The organism is Aeromonas molluscorum 848 (assembly GCF_000388115.1).
GTDB lineage: Bacteria > Pseudomonadota > Gammaproteobacteria > Enterobacterales > Aeromonadaceae > Aeromonas > Aeromonas molluscorum.
In genome coordinates this window covers 1-7,178 of record NZ_AQGQ01000187.1, presented here as the reverse complement: position 1 = coordinate 7,178, position 7,178 = coordinate 1, and the positions used below count along the sequence as shown (strand labels likewise).

8 protein-coding genes are annotated in these 7,178 nt (G+C 62.0%); 3 read left to right on the top strand and 5 right to left on the bottom strand.

Annotation, left to right across the window (positions count from 1 at the left end):
* Positions 1–719, top strand: a 719-nt coding sequence (locus G113_RS17760) for a GNAT family N-acetyltransferase (protein ID WP_005908094.1), incomplete at its 5' end; no start/stop codon positions are given.
* Between the two features lie 69 nt (positions 720–788).
* On the opposite strand, the gene G113_RS17755 is transcribed toward G113_RS17760, so the two are convergent.
* From G113_RS17755 to G113_RS17740, 4 genes are all read right to left on the bottom strand, one after another.
* Positions 789–1,100: a SelT/SelW/SelH family protein gene (locus G113_RS17755; RefSeq protein ID WP_005908092.1), complete on the bottom strand. Its 312-nt coding sequence runs from the start codon at positions 1,098–1,100 to the stop codon at positions 789–791.
* Positions 1,101–1,184: 84 nt separating this feature from the next.
* Positions 1,185–2,306 (bottom strand): adenosylhomocysteinase, encoded by a 1,122-nt coding sequence (locus tag G113_RS17750; protein WP_005908091.1) that lies wholly within the window; start codon positions 2,304–2,306, stop codon positions 1,185–1,187.
* A gap of 211 nt (positions 2,307–2,517) precedes the next feature.
* The gene (locus G113_RS17745) at positions 2,518–3,255 is read right to left on the bottom strand and encodes a hypothetical protein (protein ID WP_005908090.1); all 738 of its coding nucleotides are present in this window, start codon (positions 3,253–3,255) and stop codon (positions 2,518–2,520) included.
* Positions 3,255–3,815, bottom strand: coding sequence for a YceI family protein (locus G113_RS17740; protein WP_005908089.1), 561 nt, complete (start codon positions 3,813–3,815; stop codon positions 3,255–3,257). The genes G113_RS17745 and G113_RS17740 overlap by 1 nt, the downstream gene beginning before the upstream one ends.
* Before the next feature lie 108 nt (positions 3,816–3,923).
* Between G113_RS17740 and G113_RS17735 the strand changes: the two genes are divergently transcribed.
* Positions 3,924–4,829, top strand: coding sequence for a LysR family transcriptional regulator (locus G113_RS17735; RefSeq protein ID WP_005908088.1), 906 nt, complete (start codon positions 3,924–3,926; stop codon positions 4,827–4,829).
* A gap of 56 nt (positions 4,830–4,885) precedes the next feature.
* On the opposite strand, the gene G113_RS17730 is transcribed toward G113_RS17735, so the two are convergent.
* On the bottom strand, positions 4,886–5,290 hold the full coding sequence (locus tag G113_RS17730) for a hypothetical protein (RefSeq protein WP_040319362.1): 405 nt from the start codon (positions 5,288–5,290) through the stop codon (positions 4,886–4,888).
* A gap of 66 nt (positions 5,291–5,356) precedes the next feature.
* Here G113_RS17730 and G113_RS17725 point away from each other — a divergent pair, with 66 nt between their 5' ends.
* A complete protein-coding gene (locus tag G113_RS17725) occupies positions 5,357–7,096 on the top strand; it encodes a formate--tetrahydrofolate ligase (RefSeq protein WP_005908086.1) in 1,740 nt (579 codons plus the stop codon).
* Positions 7,097–7,178: the final 82 nt, after the last annotated feature.

Here is a 7,178-nt window from a genome sequence, read left to right as displayed (position 1 = left end):
ACCTCATTCTCTGGGATCCGACCCGGCTCGACATCATAGGAGCCTATCGCTTCGCCCCTGTGCGCGAGATCCTGGCCAGCAAGGGGCTGGCCGGTCTCTACAGTCATACGCTGTTTGGGTTCGAACCGGCGTTGCTGCCTCAGCTGGATCAGGCCATCGAGCTCGGCCGCAGCTTTATCCAGCCCGCCTATTGGGGCAAGCGCGGACTGGATTATCTCTGGTTCGGCATAGGTGCCTACCTGGCCCGCTACCCCCACTACCGCTACCTGTTTGGCCCCGTCTCTATCTCCGGCAGCCTGCCGCCCCAGGGGCGGGATCTGCTGGTGAGTTTCTATCGCCAGCACTTCGCCCCCGCGCAGGGTGGCGAGCTGGGGTCTCTTGCCCCCTCGCGCCGCCCCTACCCGGCCACGGATAACCATTTCGCGGGGCTGGAGTACGGGGCTGCCCTGACCGAGCTAAAATCCCGGCTTGGCAACCTGGGCTGCGCCATTCCCACCCTCTACAAGCAATATTCCGAGCTGTGTGAGCCGGGCGGGGTAACCTTCATGGATTTCGGCATAGACCCGGCATTCAACCACTGCATCGATGGCCTGGTCTGGGTCGATGTCAGTCGGATCAAGCCCCACAAGCGGGCGCGCTATATAGACAGTCAATCCCTTGAAAAGCCATCCATTGAAAACCTGCGTGCGGCACCCAGCGCCGCGCGAGGCAACCCCTGATCGTCCGTGACGGGCTGACCAGCAAAGAGGGAGGCCATGGCCTCCCTCTTTGCATGCCACCCACCGCCATCATTCACTGGCGGGTTTTCGCTCCGAATGGCCGAGGTCGCGCTCAGGGGCGATGATGTCACGCACCCGCTGCTTGATCTCCTTGGCCTCGGGGAAACCCTCATCCGCCACTCTGTCCCACACCTGCACGCCATTCACCAGGATGCGAAACTCCCCCTTGCTGGCGGGTACCAGGGCCACCTCACCGAGATCGCTGTCGAAGGTGGATAGCAGCTCCTGGGCCAGCCAGGCGGCCCGCAGCATCCAGCGGCACAGGGTGCAGTAGCGGATCTCGATCCGCGGTTTGGGTAAAGAGGACGATAACTCTGTCATTGGATCACTCCCTGAACATCGGTTTGCCCGTGGCGGGCACTGTCATTCATCAGGCCTGGCCGTGGCCCGTGCTTAACGAGAAGCCTATTGGCTGACCCCATGAAAATCGGCCAGCCAGTGGCGAGCAATATTACGCATCAGATCCGGCGGCAGATCCCGCAACCCGGGCACCATGGGAAACTCGGCCAGCAACCGCATCCCCTCCATGATCTCTGCCAGTACCAGGTAGACATAATCCCCTATCACGGCGCCATGAACGAAGTTGACCGCCTCGCCGCGATTGAGCAGAAAGATGACGCTCTCATCGGGACGAGTCAGCGCCAGCACGTGGGGGCACACCTCCTCGCTCGGCCAGGGCAGTTGCGCCAGGCAGAAGGCAAACTCGTCATCGGCCGAGGTGACCGAGGCCAGCATGGCGCCGGGACGCAGCGCCTCGAGATCGGTCAGATTGAGAGAACCATTGCCGGTGGAGCAGACCACCAGCTCAGCCCGGGACAGGGCTTGCTGCTTGTCCACCAGCCGAAAGCCGTGGGAGAGCGCCTCCACCTGGCGCAGTTCATCGGTCTCGACCACATCCAGATGCAGATTGCGGCAGCGCAGCTCGCGGGCGATGCTGCGTCCCACCTTGCCATAGCCGAACAGGGCAGCCTGGCAGACATTGAAGGTGCGATTGAGGGTTCGGGCCAGGGATTCGGCGGAATAGACCACGCTCAGCCCAATCTGGATATCCTCGGCCTGTTTGAGGGGACTGCGCGCCACCGAGAGCACGGGCGCGGACAGCGGTTCCAGCTCATAGCGCTGATGACCATTTTCCGTCATCTCCACCACGCCGAGGAAGCGGGGGCCGAAAAACTCGGCGAGCTGAGCCTGGGTCCGAGCGAAATAGCCGCCGATGTCCAGAATGATCAATCGCTCATGGGCCGCCACCAGGGGGGCGAGCTGAGCGAGCACCTGCTGAGGGCAGTTACTCCAGTGACGGTTGAGTTCCAATACGGGAAAGTACTGGTGGGCCCACGCCAGGGTGGGACCATGGACAGACTTGGGTTTGGGCAATATGGCGCCAATACGGCCAATCTGGGCCAGTGCCTGAATGAAGTGGGGCCGATCAGGCAGTAAATGAGTCACCAGTACGATGCAGAGTCCATCTATGGCTCCCTGCTGAATAAAATGGCGAAAAAACAGATGCTCAGATCCTTGACTGCGCAACTGTGGCCTCCTTAGCACGCCGCAAACTGCAGGCAAACAGAAACCCGGCCTTGCCGGGTTTCTGTCAGTGTCCAAATTAGATATAAAGCCTTTTTATCCCAAACGCGATTGAGGCTCAATCTTTATCGGACAAAACTATGCGCCAAGTGGCAATACTGTTGTTAATTGCCTGTTTTACAAACATTAATTGCCATCTTTAATCGAAAAATCCTCAGTAGAGAGACGCCTCTGGCCAGACGAACCACAGACTGAGCCCGGTACCGACGGCGGCCAGGGCGATGAGCAAGGCCCAACGCACCGGCAGGGAGCGCGATCTCAATAGCCACTCGAGCACAGGCAGCAACCAGACTGGCAACAGGGCCAGCAGCGGCACCTCCACATATTGCCAGGCCAGCATCTGCATGAAGGCCAGCGCCAACCCCAGCGGCGCCACCGGTCCCTTGAAGCCGGTCAGGCTGGTCAGCAGCGCCCGCAGCCCGGCAAAGGCGGCCAGGGCGCCAGCAAGCTGGGCGATGAGCAGACTACCATCGATGCCGATGACCAGTGCCAACCAGATGAAGGCCAGGGTGAAGCCCAACCCTTCTCGGCTATCCCCATGGTGATGAGTCCAGCCGAGCCAGAGGACCGCGGCCAGCAGCGCGGCCCAGAGTTCGGGCACGCCCTGGATAAGGCTGGCGAACCCCAGCCACCAGATGAGGGCACCAAGCAGGGCGAACAGGCCCAGCCCGAGCCAGCGGTTGGGCAACTGGCTGGCCAGCGCCACCGCAGCCAAGGTCAGCGGCAACCACTGCCAGGCTTTGACCGGCAAGAGATAAGTACCGCCCACCAGAGCGCCCACCAGCCAGAGCGCCAGTGCGCCCCACAGATAGCCGAGCCGTGGCCAGCGCCAGGATAACAAAGCGGCCCCCAGAGGGGCCGCCAGTGTCTGCAGCAGGAGTGCAGCGCCCATTAGCGACGCACGCCTTCTACGAACAGCTTGATCTTCATCTCGTCAGGGATGTTCGGCAGCATGTAATTCACCCCGAAATCGCTGCGCTTGATGGTGGTCACCGCGTTGAAACCGCTGCGATAACCGCCCCAGGGATCCTTGCCTTCACCGATCTTGACCAGGTCGAAGGCCACATCCTTGGTGACACCGTGCAGGGTCAGGGAGCCTTTGAGAACACCTTTATCCTTGGTGCCCTCATAGGCGGTGCTGACGAAGCTCAGCTTGGGATACTGTTTAACATCCAGGAAATCCGGGCTGCGCAAGTGTTTATCACGGGCCTCGTGGTTGGAGTCCACGCTGGCGGCATCCACCTCGAAGCTGGCCTTGGCGGCAGTCGGGTTGGCATCGTCCATGGCAAAGGTGCCGCTGAAGGTATTGAAACGGCCAACCAGCTCGGAGAAACCGAGGTGGCCCACCTCAAATTGCACCGTGGTGTGCGCCGGATCCACGTCATACTCGGCGGCCATCAGTGGCATCGCCATCAGCAGGCTGGAAGCCAGCAGCATCTTGGTCATCTTCATGTCTCGTTCCTTCATGGGTGGATTCATTAGCGATTGCAAGATACTAACCCACCATGAGAGAGTGATAATCAGTGATTTATTAAAATAATTATTTACTGAGAGTTAACAATGGACCAGATAGCCGCCATGCGTACCTTCATCAAGGTGGTGGAGTGCCAGAGCTTCACCAGGGCCGCCGCCCAGCTTGGCATCTCGGTCGCCATGACCTCCAAGTTGATGCAGCAGCTCGAAGAGTCCCTTTCCACCCGGCTGCTGTCGCGCACTACCAGGCAGGTCAATCCGACCGAAGCGGGCCAGTTTTACTACCAGCGCTCCCAGGCGCTGCTGGCCGAACTGGAAGAGACCCACAGTCAGCTGACCCATAACAACCAGCAACCCCAGGGCACCCTCAAGCTGGCGGTACCCATGGATTTTGGTTACTTGCATCTGGCCCCTGCCCTGCCGCGATTTCGCGAGCGCTTTCCCGAGCTCAAGCTGGAAATAGAGTACAGCGACAGGCGCGTGGCGCTGGTAGAGGAAGGTTTCGATCTGGCGCTGCGTATCGGCAATTTGCCGGACTCCTCCCTGGTGGCTCGGCCTCTGGCAAACATGCGGCTCGAAGTGTGCGCAAGTCCCGGCTACCTGGCCAGACACGGCACACCCCAGCAACCGGAAGACCTCAAGGAGCATGACTGCCTAATCTACACCCTGACCCAACCGGACTGGGTGATGCACAGGGGGGATGAGCGCCAGAGCGTGCGCCCTCAGGGGCCGCTCAGAGCCAACAATGGGGTGGCCCTGACCCGGGCAGCTTGTGATGATCAGGGCATCATATTGCAGCCCACCTTCATCGTCGGTGAGGCGCTGCGCGAAGGGAAACTGGTGTCGCTGCTGCCCGAATGGGACAAGGGAGAGGTGGGGCTGTATGCCCTCTATCCACACCGGCGCTTTGTATCAGCCAAGGTGCGCTGTTTCATCGAGTTCGTACAGGAGCGCTATCTGGCTCCCCATTATTGGGATAATGGCACGCCCTGACGACAGGGCGCGGCCACCGTTATGATGAGAGGGCAAAGGGCCTCGCCCCACACAGGCTAGATGGCGTCGTCCGCCAGCCTGGCCTGCAACTGCACCCCTTCGCATTCGAGCTGCCAGCGCGGCAGGCGGGTGCGGATCTGGGTCAGCTGCTCGGCCTTGAGAACATAGGGCAAGGCCACCGTCAGGGCACGGCAATCATGGAGGGCGGCGATCTGCAGCATCAGGATCAGGTTTGCCTCGTCACGGCGATTGCGATTGATGCGCCGCTCCACGTCGAAGCGAAAATGCTGCTCGGGATCTCCCGTCATCGCCTGCCAGCCGAAGCCGAACATCGGCATGACGGCACTGATGATGCCAAGGGCGGTCAGGGGGCGCTTGGGCGGGTGGTAGAGGACATTGAGGTCGAAGGCGACCGGCTCCTGCATGGGCACGCGATCCCGGGATAAAATATTATTACTCATTGGCCTGACCTCTTGGTTCCTCTAGACTCCCTGACATAGTCGAACTCCTATGCCAACGAGGTGCTGATGCTAAGCGATATCGAGATCTCCCGCCAGTCCCCCTGCCTGCCTGTGACCCTCCTCGCCGAACGCCTCGGCATCGATCCCGCCCATCTCTCGCCTCAGGGCCATCACATGGCCAAGCTGGACCCGGCCTTGCTGGGTCAGGGCAAGCCGCGCGCCGGCAAGCTGGTCCTGGTCAGTGCCATCACCCCGACTCCCCTTGGCGAGGGCAAGACGGTGACCACGATCGGGCTCGCCATGGGACTCAACAAACTGGGCGAATCTTGCATCGCCACCCTGCGCCAGCCGAGCCTTGGCCCGGTATTCGGGGTCAAGGGGGGCGCCGCCGGAGGTGGTTTTGCACAAGTGGTGCCGATGGAGGCGATGAACCTGCACCTGACCGGCGACTTTCATGCCATCAGCGCCGCCCATAACCTGGCCGCCGCCGCCCTGGATGCCCGCCTGTTCCATGAGCGCAGACTCGGCGACCAGTTCACTGCCACGACGGGTCTGGCACGGCTCGAGATTGATCCGGCCAGGATCCTGTGGCCCCGCACCCTGGATATCAATGACAGGGCCCTGCGTCACATCACCGTAGGCCTCGGCGGCGAACTAGATGGTGTCCCCCGCGCCGACAGCTTCGTCATTACCGCCGCCTCCGAGCTGATGGCCATTTTGGCCCTGGCTCGGGATTTACGGGATCTGCGCGCCCGCATCGGCCGCATCCAGCTCGCCCTCAATGACCAGGGCGAGCCCATCACCGCCGAGCAGCTCGAAGTGGCCGGGGCCATGACGGTGCTGCTCAAGGAGGCGCTCAAGCCCACCCTGATGCAAACCACGGAGCAGACTCCTGTGCTGGTCCATGCCGGGCCCTTTGCCAATATCGCCCACGGCAACTCGTCAGTGATAGCCGACCGCCTCGCCCTGCATCTGGCCGACTATGTGGTGACCGAGGCGGGTTTTGGCTCCGACATGGGGTTGGAGAAGTTCTTCAACATCAAGTGCCGTCAATCCGGGCTTGCCGCCGATGCCGTGGTGCTGGTCGCAACCGTCCGTGGCCTCAAGGCCAACAGCGGCCAGGTCAATCTCATCCCGGGCCAGCCGCTGCCAGCCAGCTTGCAGCAAGAGGATCTGCCGACCCTGCAACTGGGCTGCGCCAACCTGGTCTGGCACATCCACAATGCTCGCCGCTACGGCGTGCCCGTGGTGGTGGCGCTCAACCGCTTCCCAAGCGACAGCGAGGCTGAACTGGAGATGGTGCTCGCCGCCGCCAGAGCCGCAGGGGCTGAGGCTGCCCTCTCCCAGGCCTTCACCCAGGGCGGTGCCGGGGCCACCGAGCTTGCCAGGGCCGTGGTGATGGCCTGCCAGCGGACCAAACCGCCGGTGGGAGAGTCCCAGCGCCTCTATCCTGACACCCTGCCTCTGGCCGCCAAGCTCGCTACCCTGGTCGAGTGCGGTTATGGCGGGCGCGGCATCCTGCTGTCCGAGCAGGCCAAGGCCCAGCTCGCAGCCCTGTCGGCGGCAGGCTGGGATCACCTGCCGGTTTGCATCGCCAAGACGCCGCTCTCCCTCAGCCATAACCCCAGCCTGAAGGGGGTGCCCACCGACTTCGAACTGCCCATCCGGTCGCTGACCCTGTGCGCAGGAGCCGGTTTCGTCTATGCCCTGACGGGTCCGGTCATGACGATGCCGGGGCTCGGCACCTTGCCTGCCTATCGACACATCGATATCGATGAGAGTGGTGACATTGTGGGATTGAGTTGATGACGCAGGCCCCGGCTCCATTATCGACACATCGACAGCGTTGCAAAGGGTGACATCATCGGATCAAGCAGACTCATCCCCC

Coding starts and splice junctions, on each gene's coding strand:
- G113_RS17740 (WP_005908089.1), bottom strand. CDS start 3,815: ATGAAGATGACCAAGATGCTGCTGGCTTCCAGCCTGCTGATGGCGATG.
- G113_RS17725 (WP_005908086.1), top strand. CDS start 5,357: ATGCTAAGCGATATCGAGATCTCCCGCCAGTCCCCCTGCCTGCCTGTG.
- G113_RS17745 (WP_005908090.1), bottom strand. CDS start 3,255: ATGGGCGCTGCACTCCTGCTGCAGACACTGGCGGCCCCTCTGGGGGCC.
- G113_RS17730 (WP_040319362.1), bottom strand. CDS start 5,290: ATGAGTAATAATATTTTATCCCGGGATCGCGTGCCCATGCAGGAGCCG.
- G113_RS17755 (WP_005908092.1), bottom strand. CDS start 1,100: ATGACAGAGTTATCGTCCTCTTTACCCAAACCGCGGATCGAGATCCGC.
- G113_RS17735 (WP_005908088.1), top strand. CDS start 3,924: ATGGACCAGATAGCCGCCATGCGTACCTTCATCAAGGTGGTGGAGTGC.